At 66.2% G+C, this 18,340-nt stretch carries 29 protein-coding genes; 3 read left to right on the top strand and 26 right to left on the bottom strand.

Annotated features, from left to right (window positions below; genetic code table 11):
• Positions 1-41: 41 nt before the first annotated feature.
• The 8 genes from FYW95_RS22750 to FYW95_RS22715 all read right to left on the bottom strand — a co-directional run bounded on the left by FYW95_RS22750 (position 42) and on the right by FYW95_RS22715 (position 6,933).
• Complete coding sequence (locus tag FYW95_RS22750) at positions 42-434, bottom strand: hypothetical protein (RefSeq protein ID WP_160050775.1); 393 nt, start codon at positions 432-434, stop codon at positions 42-44.
• Positions 431-1,450, bottom strand: a complete 1,020-nt coding sequence (locus tag FYW95_RS22745; protein ID WP_160050774.1) for a major capsid protein — start codon at positions 1,448-1,450, stop codon at positions 431-433. Before FYW95_RS22745 ends, FYW95_RS22750 begins: the two co-directional genes overlap by 4 nt.
• On the bottom strand, positions 1,451-1,861 hold the full coding sequence (locus tag FYW95_RS22740; protein WP_160050773.1) for a head decoration protein: 411 nt from the start codon (positions 1,859-1,861) through the stop codon (positions 1,451-1,453).
• A 9-nt stretch (positions 1,862-1,870) separates the two neighbouring features.
• Positions 1,871-2,377: a hypothetical protein gene (locus tag FYW95_RS22735; protein ID WP_160050772.1), complete on the bottom strand. Its 507-nt coding sequence runs from the start codon at positions 2,375-2,377 to the stop codon at positions 1,871-1,873.
• A 181-nt stretch (positions 2,378-2,558) separates the two neighbouring features.
• Positions 2,559-3,347: a VG15 protein gene (locus FYW95_RS22730; RefSeq protein ID WP_160050771.1), complete on the bottom strand. Its 789-nt coding sequence runs from the start codon at positions 3,345-3,347 to the stop codon at positions 2,559-2,561.
• Positions 3,340-4,794: a phage portal protein gene (locus FYW95_RS22725; protein WP_160050770.1), complete on the bottom strand. Its 1,455-nt coding sequence runs from the start codon at positions 4,792-4,794 to the stop codon at positions 3,340-3,342. The genes FYW95_RS22730 and FYW95_RS22725 overlap by 8 nt, the downstream gene beginning before the upstream one ends.
• Before the next feature lie 16 nt (positions 4,795-4,810).
• Positions 4,811-6,370: a terminase gene (locus FYW95_RS22720; RefSeq protein WP_201294992.1), complete on the bottom strand. Its 1,560-nt coding sequence runs from the start codon at positions 6,368-6,370 to the stop codon at positions 4,811-4,813.
• 65 nt (positions 6,371-6,435) lie between these two features.
• Positions 6,436-6,933 carry a phage terminase small subunit gene (locus FYW95_RS22715; RefSeq protein ID WP_201294991.1) on the bottom strand — a complete coding sequence of 166 codons (498 nt, stop codon included), beginning with the start codon at positions 6,931-6,933 and terminating at the stop codon, positions 6,436-6,438.
• A gap of 32 nt (positions 6,934-6,965) precedes the next feature.
• Between FYW95_RS22715 and FYW95_RS22710 the strand changes: the two genes are divergently transcribed.
• Positions 6,966-7,619, top strand: a complete 654-nt coding sequence (locus tag FYW95_RS22710; protein WP_160050769.1) for a hypothetical protein — start codon at positions 6,966-6,968, stop codon at positions 7,617-7,619.
• Here FYW95_RS22710 and FYW95_RS22705 read toward each other — a convergent pair.
• From FYW95_RS22705 to FYW95_RS22690, 4 genes are all read right to left on the bottom strand, one after another.
• Positions 7,599-7,895 (bottom strand): hypothetical protein, encoded by a 297-nt coding sequence (locus FYW95_RS22705; protein WP_236572277.1) that lies wholly within the window; start codon positions 7,893-7,895, stop codon positions 7,599-7,601. The genes FYW95_RS22710 and FYW95_RS22705 overlap by 21 nt on opposite strands.
• A gap of 762 nt (positions 7,896-8,657) precedes the next feature.
• Positions 8,658-8,882: a hypothetical protein gene (locus FYW95_RS22700; RefSeq protein WP_160050767.1), complete on the bottom strand. Its 225-nt coding sequence runs from the start codon at positions 8,880-8,882 to the stop codon at positions 8,658-8,660.
• Between the two features lie 13 nt (positions 8,883-8,895).
• Positions 8,896-9,204: an HNH endonuclease gene (locus FYW95_RS22695; RefSeq protein WP_201294990.1), complete on the bottom strand. Its 309-nt coding sequence runs from the start codon at positions 9,202-9,204 to the stop codon at positions 8,896-8,898.
• Between the two features lie 82 nt (positions 9,205-9,286).
• The gene (locus FYW95_RS22690) at positions 9,287-9,592 is read right to left on the bottom strand and encodes a hypothetical protein (RefSeq protein ID WP_160050766.1); all 306 of its coding nucleotides are present in this window, start codon (positions 9,590-9,592) and stop codon (positions 9,287-9,289) included.
• Between the two features lie 74 nt (positions 9,593-9,666).
• Here FYW95_RS22690 and FYW95_RS22685 point away from each other — a divergent pair, with 74 nt between their 5' ends.
• Positions 9,667-10,194, top strand: a complete 528-nt coding sequence (locus FYW95_RS22685) for a hypothetical protein (RefSeq protein ID WP_160050765.1) — start codon at positions 9,667-9,669, stop codon at positions 10,192-10,194.
• A 93-nt stretch (positions 10,195-10,287) separates the two neighbouring features.
• A complete protein-coding gene (locus FYW95_RS22680; protein ID WP_160050764.1) occupies positions 10,288-10,521 on the top strand; it encodes a DUF4177 domain-containing protein in 234 nt (77 codons plus the stop codon).
• Positions 10,522-10,876: 355 nt separating this feature from the next.
• On the opposite strand, the gene FYW95_RS22675 is transcribed toward FYW95_RS22680, so the two are convergent.
• From FYW95_RS22675 to FYW95_RS22610, 14 genes are all read right to left on the bottom strand, one after another.
• Positions 10,877-11,671 carry a hypothetical protein gene (locus FYW95_RS22675; RefSeq protein ID WP_160050763.1) on the bottom strand — a complete coding sequence of 265 codons (795 nt, stop codon included), beginning with the start codon at positions 11,669-11,671 and terminating at the stop codon, positions 10,877-10,879.
• Positions 11,668-12,579 carry a class I SAM-dependent methyltransferase gene (locus FYW95_RS22670; protein WP_236572276.1) on the bottom strand — a complete coding sequence of 304 codons (912 nt, stop codon included), beginning with the start codon at positions 12,577-12,579 and terminating at the stop codon, positions 11,668-11,670. Before FYW95_RS22670 ends, FYW95_RS22675 begins: the two co-directional genes overlap by 4 nt.
• A 136-nt stretch (positions 12,580-12,715) precedes the next feature.
• The gene (locus FYW95_RS22665) at positions 12,716-12,952 is read right to left on the bottom strand and encodes a MerR family transcriptional regulator (protein WP_160050762.1); all 237 of its coding nucleotides are present in this window, start codon (positions 12,950-12,952) and stop codon (positions 12,716-12,718) included.
• Positions 12,953-13,390: 438 nt separating this feature from the next.
• Positions 13,391-14,113: a DUF3560 domain-containing protein gene (locus FYW95_RS22660; RefSeq protein ID WP_160050761.1), complete on the bottom strand. Its 723-nt coding sequence runs from the start codon at positions 14,111-14,113 to the stop codon at positions 13,391-13,393.
• Positions 14,114-14,173: 60 nt separating this feature from the next.
• Positions 14,174-14,359, bottom strand: a complete 186-nt coding sequence (locus tag FYW95_RS22655; protein ID WP_160050760.1) for a hypothetical protein — start codon at positions 14,357-14,359, stop codon at positions 14,174-14,176.
• Between the two features lie 23 nt (positions 14,360-14,382).
• Complete coding sequence (locus tag FYW95_RS22650) at positions 14,383-14,964, bottom strand: hypothetical protein (RefSeq protein ID WP_160050759.1); 582 nt, start codon at positions 14,962-14,964, stop codon at positions 14,383-14,385.
• 64 nt (positions 14,965-15,028) lie between these two features.
• The gene (locus FYW95_RS22645; RefSeq protein ID WP_160050758.1) at positions 15,029-15,226 is read right to left on the bottom strand and encodes a hypothetical protein; all 198 of its coding nucleotides are present in this window, start codon (positions 15,224-15,226) and stop codon (positions 15,029-15,031) included.
• 4 nt (positions 15,227-15,230) lie between these two features.
• Positions 15,231-15,686 (bottom strand): hypothetical protein, encoded by a 456-nt coding sequence (locus FYW95_RS22640; protein ID WP_160050757.1) that lies wholly within the window; start codon positions 15,684-15,686, stop codon positions 15,231-15,233.
• 79 nt (positions 15,687-15,765) lie between these two features.
• Positions 15,766-16,134, bottom strand: coding sequence for a hypothetical protein (locus FYW95_RS22635; RefSeq protein ID WP_160050756.1), 369 nt, complete (start codon positions 16,132-16,134; stop codon positions 15,766-15,768).
• Between the two features lie 103 nt (positions 16,135-16,237).
• Positions 16,238-16,459: a hypothetical protein gene (locus FYW95_RS22630; RefSeq protein ID WP_160050755.1), complete on the bottom strand. Its 222-nt coding sequence runs from the start codon at positions 16,457-16,459 to the stop codon at positions 16,238-16,240.
• A 168-nt stretch (positions 16,460-16,627) separates the two neighbouring features.
• On the bottom strand, positions 16,628-16,888 hold the full coding sequence (locus tag FYW95_RS22625) for a hypothetical protein (RefSeq protein WP_160050754.1): 261 nt from the start codon (positions 16,886-16,888) through the stop codon (positions 16,628-16,630).
• Between the two features lie 369 nt (positions 16,889-17,257).
• Positions 17,258-17,518 (bottom strand): hypothetical protein, encoded by a 261-nt coding sequence (locus FYW95_RS22620; RefSeq protein ID WP_160050753.1) that lies wholly within the window; start codon positions 17,516-17,518, stop codon positions 17,258-17,260.
• 131 nt (positions 17,519-17,649) lie between these two features.
• Positions 17,650-17,886, bottom strand: a complete 237-nt coding sequence (locus tag FYW95_RS22615; protein ID WP_160050752.1) for a hypothetical protein — start codon at positions 17,884-17,886, stop codon at positions 17,650-17,652.
• Between the two features lie 82 nt (positions 17,887-17,968).
• On the bottom strand, positions 17,969-18,316 hold the full coding sequence (locus tag FYW95_RS22610) for a hypothetical protein (protein ID WP_160050751.1): 348 nt from the start codon (positions 18,314-18,316) through the stop codon (positions 17,969-17,971).
• Positions 18,317-18,340 lie beyond the last annotated feature (24 nt).

Genomic DNA, 18,340 nt, shown 5'->3' with positions numbered 1-18,340 from the left:
CGGGTCGGCCATCAGCCCAGCGGAGGAGACGACGGGGCCGGTCACCGGGGGCCGGGCCACGGGGCACCTCCGACCTGTCGCATGCCGGGGTCAGCCACACCGACCGTGTAGGCCGTCGAAGGTCTCGTGAGGCCAGCGGTCAGCGCGCGCACCTCGTCCTCGGTGACGAACAGGCCGCCCCGGTCGTCATAGGACTCCGCGGTGGACCCCACCGTCTTGGACGTGCGCCCACCCGGGTTGATCTTCGACCTACGGGCAACCTTGATGAGAATCGCCCTCGCCACCGGGGCGGGCGGCTCATAGGCGGGCGGCAGATGCGCCCGGATGACCGCCTCGGCGTCCTCCAGCAGGGCGCTGATCTGCGGACGGGAGGAGTCCGTCAGGCCCACGCCCGCGCGCAGCGCGTACTCCTCCGGTGTCGCCCACACCGTCACGCCTTCGACAGGACGGTCGCCGAGAACGCCATGTTCGGAGAACCCAGAACCGGCAACGAGACGGCGTTGGAGCGAGTCCACAGGTGCACCGGGTCCTGAGTGGAATAGGTGCCGACCACGATGCCGGGCTCCTCGCCGTCCTCGATCTGGTAGTCCGCCGACAGCGACTCCAGGGTGGTGCCCCACAGGGTGTCGCCGAGGCGCACACCGGCCCCGGGCAGCATCAGCAAATGGGTGTCGGGCAGGACCGAGGTGGCACCCACGTCGAGTTCGACCTGGGCGTCGTAGACGCTGATCGACGGAAGGCCGTGCGCGTTCAGCACGGTGTCGAGCTGAGCCTGGGACACGTAGGACGGGGAGTTGGCTACGGCCGCCCCGTAGACGGCACCGCGGATCTCCTCGTTGGTCATCAGCACACCGAGTACCCGCATGCTGGTCACGATCACGCTCGGCGCGATGCCGTTGCGCTTGCGGTACTCGCGCATCCACGCGATGAGGTCCGACAGCGGCGTCGCGCCGACCTCACTCCACAGGACCGTGGCCTTGGGCGCCATCGCCTTGTTGCGCCCGAAGTCGACGGACATCTTCAGCTCGGGCAGGTCCACCCGTCCGTTGACGAGCGCGGAGGCGCGGGCGATCTCCACACGCGCGGCGGTCTCCCGCACGATCCGCTGGGTGTCGCGCAGGATCAGGTTGGTGATGCGCTGCTCCTGGCGGCGCTGCTTGAGCGCGGCGTACTCCATCACCGGGATCTTGCGGCTGATCGGCGGCAAGTCACCCGTGACCTGGGTGAGGCCCTCGCGGGAGGTGATCCCGGCTTCGGTGTCCCACGCCCGGTAGGTCGCGGCCTTGGTGAGGCCACCGCCGCCCCGGTTGAACCGGTACTGGAGGTCATCGACGGCCAGGTCGGGCAGGAACGTCTTGAGTCGGAATTCGTTCTCCGGTAGGTCGGCGAGCGCGGCCCGTGCGAAACCGGTCAGCTCGGCGGCGGGAACGAATTCGTGCGTGAGCAGCACCTAGAGCGTGCTCCCTTCAGTGAGGATGAGGGTGGGCAGGTCGGCCTGCGCGGCGGAGGCGTCGGGGATGGCGACGGGTAGCCGGTTGGTGTGGACCCGGCCGTGCTCCAGGAGCGCGCCTGCGATGGGGTTGCCGGGTGCCTTGGGGCCTCGGATGCTGGTAAGCAGCACGCCCGCGAACCGCTCCCGGCCATCGCCGTTCTCGGCCCCAGGGGTGTAAGGCCCGTACAGGCCCGTGGCGGTCACCCGCCCCAGGGGAAGGCCGGAGGGAACCCACCCGGTGCGGTACACCTCGGCGGGGATGAGGGAGGTGTCCAGGGTGATGGTGCGGCCGGTGTCGGTGCCGTGGGCGCTACCGAGCCAGGAGTGGTCTTCGGAGCCGATCGACTCTTCGGTGATGCTGAGATCCAACGGGGTTTCCTACTTCCTGAAGTTGGCGTACAGATCGCGGCCGGACTGCACAGAGGGCGTGGTGTCCGGGGCCGGACGCGGCCCCTGCTCCAGGTCCGGGGCCGCCTGCCGCTGCTCCTCCTGGCCGCCCTGACTTGCCGGGGCCAGGGCGATGAGACGCTCCACGGTCGCGGTGATCGCCTCGGCGTCCGGTTCGCCGTCCTCACGGACGAACTTGGACAGGTTCAGGTCTTCGACCAGGGCATCGAATCCGGCGACCTTCCCAGCGGCAGCAGCGCGGAGTTCAGCGGCGGCCAGGCGCTGACCGAGCCGGGAGCGCTCGGCGGAGGCGCCTTCCTTGCGGGCGGCCTTGAGTGCCTTCTCGTCTGCGGTGGCGTTTTCCTCCTGGAGGCGCTCCAGTTCGGCGGCCTGCTCACGGAGCTGTTTCAGCTCTGCGGGGGAGGGCTGCTTCTTGAGCCGGTCCTCGTTCTTGCGGGCGTGGTGTCGCCAGTACGCTGCCTGCTCTTCGAGGGTCATGTCCTCTACCGGGGTGTTCTCCGGATAACCCCGGCCGGTGGACGTTTCGGCGGACGAGTCGGTGCTCGTCTCAGTGCGGGTAGGCATGGTGGTCTTCCCCTGTCGGGATGAGTCGGGGCCCGTGACGGGCGGTGGGCATGGCCAGGCACCCGCACGTGACGGGTACCTGTGGATGTGGCCGCTACGGAATGTCCGTAGGACCGGTGAAGGTCTCTCCGCGCACGGCGAGAACCGGCCCCAGCTCCCCGTGCTCCTGGACGACCATGAAGTTCCTGTAGTTCTCGCCCGCGAAATGCTGGAACCTAGGGCCGAGATCCCGGGCGATCGCTTCATGTACCGCGTCGAGGAGGTCCTCGTCTGGCCCGGACTTCTGCGTGAGGGGACGGACCCCGCAGTCACAGCCCGGATGAACAGGCATCAGGTCCTTCTTGCGGTACGTCTGCGTCGAGGCGATCAGGCACAGGGCACAGGTCTCACTGCCCTTGGGAACGCGCGCGTACCCGACCACCCGGTCGTCCTCTGCCAGGGCATCATGGGTGGTACGGGTGCGAACGAGCTGGAGATCCGTCGCCGCGATGGACGCGAGCCGGATCTGCCCGGCCTGTACCGCCTCAGCGAGGGGGCGGCCCTGGGCGAGTTCGGACCAGACCTGCGCGAATGGTCGCCGATACGTCTCCTCCAAGGGGATGCCGCGCGGAGCCTGGACGGCTTCGAGGCCGAGCGGCACGGCGACGAGGCCGAGCTGGTCCGCGATCAGTTGGGCGAGGTAGGCGTCGGTGAGGGTCGCCATCGCCCCATGCGCGGCGTGCACCACCGGCAAGGCCTGTTCAAGGAAGGTGTCCACGTCCTGGATGTGCCACGATCCGAGTCCGTCGAAGGTCTCCGCGAGCACCTGGAGAAGGATGGTGCGGAGCCGCTGGGTGGTGTTGGTGTACTCGGTGACGATCGCGGCCTGGGTCGTCTCACTCACCCGTCACCTCGGCGGGCGACGGCGACGGCGACGGTGCATTGGTCCGGTTCTGAAGGGCAGCGGCGATCATCTGGTCCGCGGCGGCCGTGGCGGTGATCCGCTTGATCCGCGACAGCGGCTCGCCCATGTCCTCTGCGATCACCGACAACGGGTAGCCGAGGCTCTTCTTCTTCACGGCGGCGTCGACCACGACGGCGGGGTTGAGCTGGCGCGGGTCGCGCCACCGCACCTCCGCCTGGGTGAGGTCGCGCTCCTCCCCGGCGACGAGGCCGGCGAGGGCGTTCACGGTCTCCCAGGACTCCCCGAAGTTGCCGATGTGCTCCTGGACCTTCGCGATGTGCTGGAGGTCGAGCGCCGTCACCGTGTCCGCCGAGATGTTCACCAGACTGGAGAGCCAGTAGTACGCGGGGGTGGAGGTAACCAGCAGGGCCGAGACGATGTCGGCCTCGTGCTCCTTGAGGAACATCGTCAGGTCGATCTGGGAGAACTCCCCGAACTGGGTGTTCTCCCCTTCACTGGCCCACACGGTGTCCGGGCCGGGGGTGAAGGGCTGCTCCACCACCGGCTGGCCGGTGACCGGGTCGAGGACCTCCAAGCCGGTCGCCGGATCGATCGCTCTCGTGAACTTGTGGCCCTTGACCCACTTCTGCTTGTAGGCGCTGTACCTGCCCGCCGTCATCCGGTTCAGAATCGACAGATTCAGCCGCTCCTGGATGCCCATCGCCTGCGCGAACTCCGGTTCGGGGTCCTCCCCGAGCTGGGGCATGCACGAGAACGGCACGACGGTGATCCGCCCCCACGGGTTCCGCTGCACTCCAGGGGGACCGTCGTCTGTGCGGGGCTGGCGGATACGCCAGGACTCGCGCCCCCACGGCAGTCCCTGCCGTCCCGACAAGGGCTTCGTGGTCTCGTATCGGACGACCCACTCACGGGTCTGCACCACGGCCCGGCCGACGCCCTCGATGTCGTCGTGCCACGCGCGCAGCGAGGCGATCCCCTCATTGGTCGCCGGATCGCGCTCGATGACGGCGTTCCTCGCATGGTCGAGCGTGATGAGGGGACGGCGCGGGTCCTTGGGGTGCGGGCCGACCACGACGTAGGCCACCGACTGCGACAGCGCCGACCGGTACAACTGCTTCTGACGTGCCGGGAGCCGGTTGGTCTTCCACCACGCCCACGCAGCCTCGTCGGGTTCCCCGTCCGGGCCCGCGATGCCAGTCACTGCCAGCCGGTTCACGGAGCTGTTGGTGATCAGGCCGCAGATGTTCGTCCGAGCGATCTCCTGGAACCGCTTGTACTGGTCCCGCAGTCCTTTCGGCGGTACCGGAAGCGGAGGCTCCCCGGTGAAGTAGTTCCGCCACTCGTTGAGCTGGCCCTGCCGTGTCCGGAGTCTGCGCCCCAACCGGAGCAGCCACCAGTCCGGTGAGAGCGGGGTCTCGTCCAGCACACCGGCCTCCTCTCCGTCAGAAGGACCAGCCGCCCATGACGGCGGGCTCGGCGGTGATGCCTCGGGCGATGCAGTCCATCCGGGCGGCGTAGGCGAGGATCATCGCGACCAGGGCGTCGATCTTGTTCGGGGAGCCTGCGTACTCCTTGGCGACGCTGATCCCGGACTGGCCCAGGACCCTGCGGCGGGCGTTGAGTACGTGGCGGGTCAGAGCCAGGTCGCCGTTATGGGACACGTCGAGCTGGCGGACGGCTTCCTCGAAGCGGGCCACCGCGGCGACCATGATCCGGTGCCGGTTCGTCCACCAGTGGAAGGGCCGGTCGGCAGTCGCTCGGACCTGGACCCTGTCGCCATAGGTGGCGGCCCAACGGTCCACGTAGTCCTGCCAGTGCGCGGGGTCGCAGTACATCGCGGCAACGGTGAACCGCTGGAACGCTGCGGTGATAGCCGCGTTCACCTCGGCTCCCGGAACCGCCCAACCCTCACCGGCCGGACCTTCGGGTTTCTCCCACAGGCCCAGGAGTTCGGTGTGCCCATCCGACAACCGGCAGGCCACGAGCGCGGTGCTGTCGTTGCGGATCGCCCCGTCGAATCCCAACGTCACCATGTCGCCGTCGACCAGGACCCGGTCTTCGCGTCGGCACGCGCCCCACTCCGGCTGGGACAGGTACGAATTCTGAGCGTGGGTGACCTGGTTGAGGAAGTCCGCCCGCGCGGTCTGCGGGTCGGTCGAGGAATCCATGATCGTGCCGATCAGGGCATCCAGGTCCACATGACCGCCGTTGACGTCCGCACTGTCGCCGTACACGTAGGCCAACGCCTGGCGGAGCTCGTCACGGTCGTAGAGGTTGATGTCCGCAGGAGCCTCGCGGGTGTCGTAGAACATCCCGTCGTCAAGGGCCTTGCCTTCGAGGATGCGGTGCCAATCCCGCGCGGACATCTCCGCCACCGACCCCTCGCCCGGGGTGTAGGCGTTGGGGGACTCCAGCGTGGACCCGCCGGTCTTCGCCGCGTTGATCCGGATCGTCTCCGCGAGCTTCGTGCCGCGGTTGGACTTGACCCACTCCTCGGACTGATCCAGGACCGCGAAAACCGGCCGATTGCCCTTGATTGTCCGGGCGCTGCTGGTAATCGGCTCGATTCGCCCGGCCCGGGGCAGGTTGACGAACCCCTCCAACGGCTCCAGCCCGGGGTAGGCGTCCAACACCGGACCCTGGAGCATCTCCAACAGCGGCGACCAGGTGTTCTTCGTCTGAGCCTCGGAAACCGCCGCGATCTGCACCAGCGGTGTCCGGACCTCAGACCACGGCATCCCAACCGGCTGCCCCTCGGCGTCCCACCCGTCCGGGTACACCGGGGCGAGCGCCTCCACGATCGAGATCGCCGCGAGCAGCGGCGACTTCCCCCAGCCGCGGGGCCGGCACAGCACCGCGCGTCGGTACCGGCGGCGGCCGGTGCGCGGGTCGAGCTCGTAGAACTTCAAGATGAAGTCCTCTTGCTCGGGGTACAGAACGAAGGGCTGGTAATGGGCTCGGTCAGGGGCGGCGAGCATCTCGGCGATCCAGTCGATCACCATGTATCCGAGGGTGGGGACCTCGCCGGGGACGGTCGGCTTCCAGGGGATGGGCCATCACCCCCTGGTCAAGCTCCCTCGGCGTCCTTCGGCTTCGCGGGAAGGTCGCGGACGACCCCCATGTGCGCACCGCGCCGCTCCCGCGCGGACTTCCCAGCGGGGGCGGGACGTTTGGCGTCGGCCTCGTCCGCGGCGGCGAACTGCATCCTCAACCTCGCCCTGTCCTCGACCGTCGCGCCGAACTTCGCGACCCTCAGCCGCAGCTCGGCGGCCACCGTGGTCTCCCCGGACCACAGACGTGCGTGCAGAAGTGCGGTGTCCAGGAGAAACTCCCAGTCCGTACTGCTGAAGTGTTCGGCCTGGGAGCTGTTGCGCCACCGGTCCCACCACTCACGGGTTCGCTCAGGCCACTGGTACTCGACCAGCTCCTCACCGTCGTGCACCCGGAAATCAGGCAGCTCGGGAGGCTCCGAGTGCTCGAAGCGCAGAAGGGTCTGCGGGGCCGGTTCGGAGTTGCGCCGTGCTCGGCGGTTGGGGTCCTTCGGAGCGGGGCCTCGACCAGCCATGGTTGGTCCTCCTTCCCCGCTAGGGTTCGGCCATGTTCGATTGGTGGAACACCGACCTGTACCTTCCGCAGCTTCTCGGCGCGGTCGTGACAGGTGTGTTGACGGGTTTGGTGGCGGCTGGTGTAGCGGTGGGAACCGCTCGGCATGAGATAAAGCAGGAGAAGTTCCGCCGGTGGCAGGAGCAGCGGGACCGGCGGATCCAGGAGGAAGCCGAGCGGGCGGAGCGCGCAGCCCGGGACGAAGAGGCTCGGCGAGATGCTCTGAACCGATCGGTGGTGGCGTCGTTCGTGGAGGCGTGCGGGAAACTCCAAGCGGCCCTTCAGGAAGTCGACAGCGAAGCCATCCGCACGAGCTCGCTGTGGGCGGAGAGTCGCGCTGCTCAGGTCAGGATGCTGCTGCACAGCGAAGGCAAGAACGATTTGCTGGCCTGGTTCCACTCGCAGTGGCGTGAGCACTACATGCGAGTAGCTGATGTGGTGGTCGCTCTGCGGGGTGCCTACTTCCCTCGCGTTGTGAACCATGAGGAGGTCAAGAAGGTCCACGACGAGTTCCTACGGGTTGAGCACGTGTGTGCTCGGTGGTCCACGCAGGCTCTTAGTGAGTGGACCACCGACCTGCCTCCGGCGTGGCTACTGGCCAGCGCGGAACCGTCCTTGGACGAGGGGTCAGAGGATCGCGTCGAGTAGCCCGGACAGGTCCGCCAGCTTGTTCGGCGCATTCGCGTACCGGTTCCCGGTCACGGTGATGTACCGACCGTCTCCGTAGGCTTCGATGTTCGCGTGGTCGTCGCGGCGGATACGCCAGCCACGTTCCAGAGTGCCGGTACCCCACAGGTGCAGGCCGGTCCCGGACGGGGACACCTCCGTGTACGTGGCGGGGGCGGTGTTGACGATCTCCTCCGCCCAAGGTTCGAGGGTGCCGTCCGGGCGGATGCAGTGGTCGAGGTACCACCCCACCCACACCCAGGCCCCAAATCCCCAGACCCGTACAAAACCCGGGCGGCAGCACTTTCCCGGGGGTCTGAGGGGGCCTGAGGGGGCTCCCCCCAGGGGGGCCATCGGTGGCAGGAGACCGTTGTGAACCCAACAGCGGGTTGGGGAGTCGGACAAGCACCATCAGTCCATCAACCCCCCACGAGAAAGAGCACAAGTGACTGGGCAGCCAGAAGACCAGGTGTACTCCCGACCCACACAGTACGGATCCACGACGTTCCGCTCGGCACTCGAAGCAGACTGGGCCGCCACTCTCGACGGTATCCGTACCACCTGGGAATATGAACCCCGCACCATTACCCTCCCCAGCGGCGACACCTACCTGCCTGACTTCTGGCTACCGGACTTCGGTATCTGGATCGAGGTCAAGGGGCCCAAGACACCCCGCATCGAGAAGGCACAGGAACTCGCGGAGGTACGCGCATGCAAGTGCCCCGAGAGGTGCCAGTGCGAGTGGCCTAACGGCGAGCTTGTTCTCGTTGGTCACCCGGCGATCCCGCCTCCGTGGGACGAAAACGACCCTTACCCTCGTCCTCGCTACGGGTACATGGCCTGGTCCTCGCTCAAGGGGCCGAACGTCTACCTTGGCCTGTGTGGGGCCTGCGGTGATTACTCGTGGGTGCGCATGCGCCGTCCCTTGGTGTGCAGGAAGTGTCGCGCCGAGTGGGAGGGCGGGCACCTGCACTCTGGGTTCGGCCACATTGATTTCCGCCGTGCAAAGCACTGGCACAACTAACGAGGAGTCTCCGTGTTGGGGTCGAGCTGCTCGGTCGTCCACACGCAGTGTTCGTCCCCGAAGGGGAGGGGCGGGAGGTGGCCGATGATCCAGCGGAGGGGCTGGGCTCGGTAGTGCTCGACAGTGGCGTCGTGGTCGTAGGGGAGTTCCACCTCGGCGGGTGGGCATCCTGGGGTGCGCCACGCTACGGGTACGCGGAGGGGTTCGGGTGAGTCGCTCATGTGCCTCCGTGGGTTAGAGCAGGCCGGGGTGGATCTCGCGTGGGCGGCGTGGTGAGAAGCGGGGCTTCGCTGCGTTGGCTTCCCTCGCGGTCTTGCGGTCGTGGTGCCAGGAGCACAGCAGTTGGAGGTTGCGGAGGCGGTGGTCGTCGCGGTCGCGGATGTGGTCGACGTCCGTGCCGTCCTCGGCGCAGATGCTGCCGTCGGACATGCGCCACTGGCATAGGCCGTGGTCGCGTTCGATGACCTGCGCGCGCAGGGTCGGCCAGTTCGGAGGGAGTTCCTCGCGGCGTCGGGAGCCTTCCCAGCCGGTAGCGATGCCCACCACCCCCGATTGTTACGTTGTGTAGTTGTCCGCCCTGGGGATTTCGGTACCCTACCGCTGTGCGTAGTGGCCGGCACAGCTGTCAGCGGCCCTGTTCGGTGAGGGAAGCGACGATTCCAATCAGGCCGACGAGGCTGAGCAGGGCGCTGAGGACACCGGGGGCGATCCACCACCCGCCGAGGAAGGCCAGGTAGGCGGTCAGCGCTCCGAAGATCACGGCGAATCCCGCTCCGAGCACCACACCAGCGAAGTCGCGCTTCGGCTGGGTTGGGGTGCTGTCGTTGAGGGTGGCGGCCTGGATCTGCACGTCTTGGTTGATGAGGGCTTCGACGGCGCGGTGACGAACTGCCTCATCCGCGTTGGGAACGGTGATCTGGAGGATGCTCACGGTTTCTTCCAGGACTGGAGTGGTGGGATCATAAGAGCCTAAGTCCCCCGCAACGCCAGAAAGGGCGTGAAGCTGTGCGTGAAGACCTCGAACGGGCAGCCCGACACGGATCGTTCATCGGTCTGAAGAAGGCCCTCGCTGCGGCTGATCGTGAACTGAACAGCAGCGAGACTGTGAACGCCGTTGGGTCCGTCAGCCTCGACGGGAAAGCCGCTGTGGCGGTTGCTACCAGTAAACGTGTGCTATTCGTGGCCGCCGCGTTGTTCGGGAGGCCAGCCACATCGACGGTGCTGCTCCCCGTCGCTGGGGTGGACCGATCGTTGGGGAAGATGACGCTGCACACTGCTGCCGGGCCGCGCTCGTTCAAGGTGGCGTGGGGAGGCCCGGAGCTGGAACAGGCGATACTTGCCCCAGACGCGGGTCCGGTGAAGACGTGGCGGGATGTGTCGATGGAGCAGACACCACAGGGTTTGGATCATCCACTTGTGGCGAAGCCACTTGCGGAACTGAACGCGATGTTGGACACGGGGAAAATCACCCCAGAGGAGTACGCGAAGCGGCGGGCAAAGATGCTTGCTTTTATGGAGAAGCATGGCCTGTAGGGCATCCCAAGCGAGCTTGCCGAACGTTCCGCGAATCCGTAGCGCCTACCAATGATTCTCTGCGGCGTGAGCTAGTAGGGTGGGAGGAGAACGATGTATAACCAGCAGCATTACCAACAGCCTCACCCAGGGGCAGCACCTCCTCAAGTGGTGCACACGCAGGCGATTCCACAGATGTGGGAGTACATGGTTGTGGAAAAAATGTACGACCCGCAGAAGAAGCTCAACGAACTTGGCGCTCAAGGATGGGAGCTTGTCGGAATCGATTCGACACCGACAGCAAAGATCGGTTCTCGATACGTGTTGAAGCGGCCGAGGAGAGGCTGATTTTTGAGTCGGTCTGCTCTGGGCTAAATTAATTTCCGCAGTTCGTGTGCTGTTGAGTCGTTAACCCAATATTCCCTGCACATATCACAGCAGGCTGGGTGGATTCGCGTAGGTGGTGTATGTCGTCGGCGATGATCACCAGCGTGCTTATGGCGCGGCTCTCCAGCACCGGGGAAAGGATTGGGTGTCCTCCAGCGGGCTCGACATCCACCCAGGGAGAGGTGTGTGGGGGTGGTGGAGCCACACGCTGGAGGACACGTGTGTTGCCCGGCAGGGATCACAGGCGGTGTGGTGGTGGCGAGATGCTGCGCCCCACCTGGTGTGTTGGTTTCCTGGTGCCTGCCGGGCACGTCTTTTAGGTGAGGGCGGAGGCGCGGATTCCGACCGCCCACAGAAGGTCGCCTTCCTGGAGGAAGGGCAGGGTCTTGGCCTCGTAGTGCGGGTCCAGTCGCAGGTCACCGAGCATGTTGCCGACTGCGGTGTCGAAGCTGTCCTGGGCGTCCACGAGCGTGGCGCGGTCCTCCCACCCGGGCGCGTACCAGTTCAGGGTCCGGGTGGGGTCGCCGCCGACCCGCACACCGAGCACGGGGGAGGGGTTGGCCGAGGCGTTCAGGCCGCGCAGGATCGCGGCGAGCGTCATCCCCGACCCAACCGGGACGATAATCCGACGCACCCACGGCAGGCGTGACGCCTGCTCAGAGACCTGCTGAAGGTAGGTGGGGTGTTCCATGCCGAAAGGGACGCACGCCCACCCCAGGGGTTCGTAGCGTTCGGCGTCGGCCCGGTAACGGGCGCGGATGACCGAGAGTCGTCCGGGACGGTGGCGGAACAGCTCCGCACCAGCGGACACGGCCACGGAGGTTTCCGGGGTGACCTTGCCCCAACCGGTGTGGAGTCGTGCGGGAATGCCGAGGGCGTGGGCGACGAGCGCAGCCCGCTCCAACTGAGGGCTGATACGCGCCCCAGCAGACACGATTCCCTGGCTGCCGGAAGCCACGGTAAACAGGGCGCGGGCCTTGGCACCGGAGGCGCCACCGCGCGCCCAGGCGTCCTCGCGCTTCACCAGAATCCCGTCGTGTTCCTCGATCGGGGTGATGGTCGGGGTGAAGTCGGGGAAGGCCTGGGCGTGGGCGAGCAGGGAGGAGGTCATTCGGCTTCCGGGCTGGTGATGTTACGGGTGGCCTTCTTGGCGTCGCCCTTGACGAAGGTCAGGACGTACTGGTGGTGACGCCCCATCTTCCGGGAGGCCCGCCACTGGTTGCCGACCCGCAGGGGAACGGTCCCGAGCACGTTCTGCAAGATCGCGTCGTTGTACAGGTGCATCCCGGCTGCCTCGTGGGCGGCGATGGTCAGCGGGACGAGCCCGCGGATGTTGCCCTTCCGATCCCGGAGGTCTCCGACCACCCACGTCGCGAACCGGTCGTTCTTCAGGGTGCGCGCGGACTCCGCGATCACGTGCGTGTAGGCGTCCACGAAGTCGTCCCACTCCATGTTGGAGAGGTCATCGGGAGCGTCGGAGTAGACCTCCAAATCGTGGTACGGCGGACACGTGAACACGTAGTCAAAGGACTCGTCAGCCAGCTTCGGGACGACGTCGGCGGCGTCGCCGGTGATGTACTCGACGCTGCCCTCGATCAGTCCGCGCTGCTGCCAGTCCTCGACCTGGAGTTCATTGGCCTCGACCTGGCGGGCGGACAGATCCACACCGAGGTAGTCGTAACCGCCGTGTCCGGCGACGAGGCCGCGCACGCTGCCCCCGGCGAACGGGTCGAGGATCTTGCCGTTCGGGAGGACGTACCACTCGTAACTGACCTCGGCCAGAACAGGGTCGAAGGTGCTCAGCCCGTTGCTGATCTTCATAAGCTGCTGCTTGCCGAACGGTGAGCTGGTGTCCCAGGTCTTGACGCCCTCGCGTCCGGCCTGGGAGTCGAAGCCCAGCTCAGCCCAGGCCTTCTTGCGGTTCTGCCAGATACCCCGGTCGGAGCGCAGGATCGAGAACGGAAAGATGCCGTCCACGTCGATACGGGGCTTGGCGTCGGTGGGCAGAGTCTGCTGCACAGGTAGAGGTCCCCCAGAGATCAGGCGAGGGATGGGACACGCGCGGTCGGCCACCGATCCCTGGCGACGGCCGAGGCGAAGACGGCGCCGAGCGGAGACACCGAAGGGGTAGGGGAGGAGCGGCCGTCGAGATGTTTCAGGCCGGGACGAGAGGGCGACGGCGCGCTGCCTGCCGGGTAGCGTGCTCGGCCTTGGCGACGTCGAGGAGCCGGAAGCGCGGGGAGCGGCCGACGTAGATATCGCGGCCGTGCGGGTCCTGGGCGACCGGGAGGTGGCCACGGTTCTTCCACATGCGCACCGTGGGCACGCTGACACCGGCCTGGCGCGCGGCCTGCTCGTAGGTCAGTAGCTGGTTGACGTCGAGCAGCTCCACGCGAGCACCTCCGGACACACGAAAGCCCCCAACCGGATCGGTTGAGGGCATGGTTCTTCCAGGCCTCAAACGTAACGCGTTACGTGCCGGGCTCTGAAACTTGACACGCCCGGCGTGTCGCGCCTGAAAAAGTTTCTAGGGGTGTTAGTGGACGGGAGGGGCTCCGGTGTTCTTCCGTCGCTTGTTCTCTGCGGCGATCTCCTTCCAGCTCATCCCCGCTCCTCTCATCTGGTTGCGCTCGCTGTGCTTGATATGGCTGAACTTCTGTTTCCCAGAGACCCCTCCTGACGGGAGGGGGAGGGAGCGGGGTTGGCCGGTCATCTTCACCATGGGACACCATCCAAGGCTGAGGAAAGCTCGTCTATCAGAGCACACCGTCCGCAGCGAACAGAAGGGGCGTGCGTACTCTCGTTGGCACGCCCCTGCGCTCTACATCTGCTAACCGATCTCCTCTGCGCTCTTCCTGCCCCTGACCTTGCTGTACACCACAGTGTCGGTCCACCCATACGGGTTGTCGGAGAGTCGGTAGATCTTCCGGCCGACCATGCCGATCAGGGACCCGATGGTGACCGTCTTCTTGCTGACGCGTTTGACCTCGCACCACACGCCATCGATGAGCGCGAAGTCGCCCTTGCTGAAGTCCTCGGAGGAGAACACCTTCACACCGGACGCCTCTGCTTCCTCTACGACCTTGCGCCAGTAGACGAGCTCCTCCTCGATCTCGGACTGGCGGTTGAGGAGCTGTACCCGGTGGGCTTCATCCCACGGGTCGCGTAGGTGCCGGACGATGCTGCGCTGCTCGGCTTCGAGCCGGTCGATTCGCCGCAGGGTGACGTGCGGGTCGTACCGCTTCTCCAGGTTGCGTTCGACACCTTCTGTTCGATTCGTCCAGTACTTCGCGCGGCCGGCCTCTTCCACGCCTTTGAACATGGCCTTGGTGACGCGCTCCTGGTCGCGGCGTGCGCGCCGCTCGGAGTAGTGGCCTCGAAGGATCGGCTGTCCGAGGGGGAAGTGCTCCGCGATGTCGTCAGCGCGGCGGTGCACGGCGTCTGCTCGGCGTGCGGCGTTGCCCGCGTACCCGGAGAACCTGTCGGCCCGCTCCAGCGCGCGGTCGCGGCGGGCTTCCTCGCGCTCTGCGAAGGACGGTTTGTCGGTGCTCATGGTGGTGGCTCTTTCGGTGTCGTTGGTGGTGGGGCAGGTTTCCTGCCTGCCCCCAGGCGCTTACAGATACGGGGTGATCTCGGTGCGCAGCAGCCGCTTCCAGTACCGGCGAGCGGCGTGCTTGCAGGTGTGCTTCTGCCTTCTGATCCAGCGCCGTGCCCGGCGCTGCGAGGTGGGATCGATCTCCTGGCACCGGCAATCCAGGTGTCCGGGGCGCCGGGTCGCGGCGAGCATGGGGGCGTGCACGAGGTCCTTTCCGTGGGTCGTGTTCAGCGGGTGACGATGGTGGGCGGCGGGAATCCGCAGTGGAGGGCCCAGGCGTGGGCGGCGTCGTGTTCGGTGGGGTACCGGCCGACCGTGGTGTTCTTCGGGCTGGTCAGGGTGTAGCCGTTGCTGTGCATCACCTCGAAGTGTGCGTCGATGTCGCCGACCAGCTCGGGGTGTCCCGCGATGTGTGCGGTGTACCGGCCGACCTCGCCGAGCACCGGGGAGCGGACAAGCTCGACCGTGGGGGTGTCGTTGGGATCGGGTTCGGGGGCGGTGGCCTTGAAACCGGCGAGCGTGAGCCGGGTGACGGTGAAACCGGCCTGCTCCAACCGTTCTGCCACGTCGATGCGGGCCTTCGTCCACTGCTCCCGTGCCGCTCCGGGGCGCGGCCGGTCGTAGTACTGCGTTCGGCCGGTGTCGATGGCGACCGCGATGTTGACCTGTCCGTGCTCGTGGTCGTGGAGCACCTCGGCGCTGTGTCCTGGTGACGGCATGGTGAGCCAGTTCGGGAGGGGCTGGAGTGCTTCCCTGGCGGCGCGGATGTACCACTCGGGTGCGCCTTCGTAGTACGGGGAGAGGGACATGGGTGGGCTCCTGGTGTGTCGTGTGGTGTGGTGGGGCGGGTTTCCTGCCCGCCCCACCGGGGGGTTACAAGTAGGCAGCGATGTCGTCGGGGTGGATGCCGCCGAGGTCGCAGACCTGCTTGAAGAGGACCCGGGCTTCGGCGTGGGCCTTGATCGCTTCCATGTCGAAGGTGAGGGAGGGGCCCGCGGTGGTCAGTACGGCGTAGACGGTCACCGTGAGGAGCGCGCGGAACTCGTCGCTGGCGTGGTCGAGGTCGGGCATGAGGTCACGCACCCTTCGGGGCCGGAAACCGCTTGTGGCCTCGCGCGTCGGCGCGGTCGGCACGTTCACACGCCTCGGGACGCACCTCTCGGAGGCGTGCGTACACCTCCTGCTCTCGCTCGTAGGCGTCACCCATGGCGCTCACGTAGTAGGGGTTGCTGTCGAGAGGGCTGGTGTTCCGCATCGGGTACCACCACCGTCCTGTTGCTCCGCAGTGGGGGCAGGCGTCATGGGGGACCGGGGGTGCGGGGTGGAGTTCGGAGTACCACCGGCAGGTCTTCCCGTTGTTGCGGATGTGCAGGCCGACGCGGAGTTCGCCGTTGTCGCTCCATGTGTGGCTGCTCTTGCGGCATACGCGGCATGTGCCGAGGTGCTGGTAGCGGACTCCTGTGATGACTGCGTGGGTGCTATTGAAGGTGAGGGTGGTGGGCGGTGCGGTGGCGGCCATGGGGTGCAACATTGTGGCTCCTGGGATGGTTTCGTTTGGTGCGGAGGAGCGGGTTTCCTGCCCGCTGGCCGTAGTTATTTATCTGTCGGTGCTATTTCTTCCAGAAGGTTTTCAAAGCGTTCTCCGCGGTCTCGTAGAAAAGATCTTCGATCTCCTCTTCGGTGGGCTTCCAGGAGGCTGATTCGTCGTCGGGGATGATCTCTTTGGGGTCGCGGATGTCGTTCTCTACCTCTTCCAGTTCGCTGCACCAGGGTGCTTCGATGGTCGCGTCTGTGGCGTTCAAGGTGTAATTTTTGGGTGCGCACCGGTTGAATGCGCGCACGAACCGGTCGATCATGTCGCCCTCGTTGCCGTTGGGGGGCGTAAATCCGTTGTCTTCGGCGCAGGCGTCGAGGATGGCCAGGATCGCGTTCTCGCTGAAACCTTCGTCGAAGATGTAACCGCTGTCGTCAATGTTCATCGTGTTTTCCTTTTCGTTTCGGTGTTGGCTTCAGCTTGTCTCGGTGTGGGGGGTGAAGCAAGCAGGGTTCCCCTGGTTTTTCGGTGCCAGAGGAACCCTGGTTTTAGGCGAGTTCCATTCTCATTTCGTCAGGGTCGGCCCCGTACTGCTCGCATGCCTCAGTGAAGGCGTACTCTGCGTCGTCGAGGACTCCGAGGAAACTGAGATTCCTGGAAATGTTGACGATGGCCCTGCATGCCTGCACTTCGGCTCCTAGTTTCACGAGTTTCTGGTACTCGTTTTCGGTGAGGTCTTCGAGGCCCTTGAGGGTGTCGTTGGCGCTCATGATTTCGTCCCTTCCTGTCGCTGTTTTCTGGCTCCAGCTTAAGGAAGATGCGACCTAGAGCAAGTCGAAATTTGGGGTTGGTACTTGGACGATGGAGTTACCTGTATCGCTCATAGTGGGGGCGTTCAGGCAAAAAGGGGCACCCGAAGGTGCCCCTTGGTTGCTTCGTTACGCCGTAGGAATGGTGGGCTCGATTCCCAGGGCGCGGCAGGCGACGATCAGGTTCATCGTGGTCTCGGCGTAGTACTGCTCTACGGCCTTCAGGTCCCCGCAAAGGCTGAGGTAGTAGAAGGAAATCGCCATTTGCTCCTCGCCCCGGGGCTGCTTCAGGGCGGCGTCGTATGCGCGCTTGACTTCGTCCTCCAGGTAGATCTTCGCCTCCAGGGCGGCGGTGGCGGCCTTGTAGATCGGCGTCTCGGTGATGTGCATCTTTGCTCCCTTGGTCGTTTGGCGCTGGCGGGGTTTCCTGCCCCGCTTTCTGGTCTTGAGCTTACGCTAGATGGGACCTAGAGCAAGACAAGCTGGTTCCTGGAAGATAACGCGCCGGTTTCTTGTGGGGAGCTACCGGTCTCGGAACACACTCCGGGCCAGTGCGCGCTTCTCCTTGGCGCGTTGGGACTTCCGGCGCAGAACTTTCGCCCGAGTGCCCGTTTGTCCCGAGGGCACGTAGCACCGGCACCCCCGGGAGGCATACCGGCACGGCGAAAGGTGGCCAGGGTGAAGGCGGCCAAGCATGGGGGCGTAGGGCATGGGACTCCGTTCGGTGGGGGCTGCCCTGCGGCAGCCCCCGGGGGGTGGCTAGACGGTGGGCAGGGGCGGGGTGACGCCCAGGGCGAGGCAGGCCGTGGTGAGTCGATCGCTGGCCTCGGCGTACCGGGCGCGGGCGGCCTCCTGGTCGCGGCGCAGCGCGAAGTAGTGCCGGACTGCGTTGATGCGCTGCTCGCCTTCGGGCTGCGTCCAGGTCGCGGCGCGTGCGGTTTCGACTTCGGCGTCGAGGAGGTCCATGTCGCCCAGGGCGCGGGCGGCGGCCTTGTAGAGGGGCGTGTCGATGATGCGCATGTGGTCTTCCGGTGTCGTTCGGTGGAGGCGGGGTTTCCTGCCCCGCCGTGGTCGTCAGCTTAAGGAAAATAGGACCTAGAGCAAGAGCGTTGGGAAAAGGAAAGCCCCCGGTGATCCGGGGGCTGTCGCGGTTAGGGGCGCGGGCTCATGTGCTCGGCGGGTACGTGGTGCACGACCCACATGCTCCAGGAGTTCCGGCTGCCCAGGCATACGTAGCGGGGGGTGGGGGTTTCGCCTTCGGCGCCTGCCGTCTCCTGCTGGTGGTCACAAAGGTCGCAGTCGCAGGCCTTGAGGATGCCGCCTGTCAGGCCGTGGCAGTTCGTGTTGTCGCCGGTGTAGGTGATGCGGTCGCCGGGCTGGAAGGTCATGCGTACTCCTCGGTAGGCCGTTCGGTGCCGCGTTGGGGTTTCCTGCCCCTCAGCTGTGGTCAGACCATACCTAGGATGGGACCTAGAGCAAGGGGTTGCCGCGTCCACCCCGGGATCGCACGATCGCCACATGCGCGGCCTCGGCCTCCTCGCGGGTCCACCGCTCGACCCCGTCCACAACCCTCCCCCGGGGCCATGTGCCCTTCCAACGGCGGTGGTACATCTGCTCGGCCGTGACGGTGCCCTTGGTCAAGTAGGCGCACACCCCTTCCCACGTCAGGAGGTCATCGGGTGAGCCCTCCTCCGGGGGCAGACCGAAGATGACCCGGGTCGCCTCGTCCACCTCGTCGGAGTAGTAGATGAAGGCTTGGCCCTCCTTGCCAGCAGGACGGGGCCACGCGGCGTGGTGGGACCACTTCCGTCGCACCATGTTCAGCGTCGTCTTATACCGATC

The sequence above is a fragment of the Nocardiopsis sp. FR4 genome (assembly GCF_009830945.1).
In the GTDB taxonomy this organism is placed as follows: Bacteria; Actinomycetota; Actinomycetes; order Streptosporangiales; family Streptosporangiaceae; genus Nocardiopsis.
Note: the sequence above shows the minus strand (reverse complement) of the source record. Positions and strands in the feature narration are given on the sequence as shown.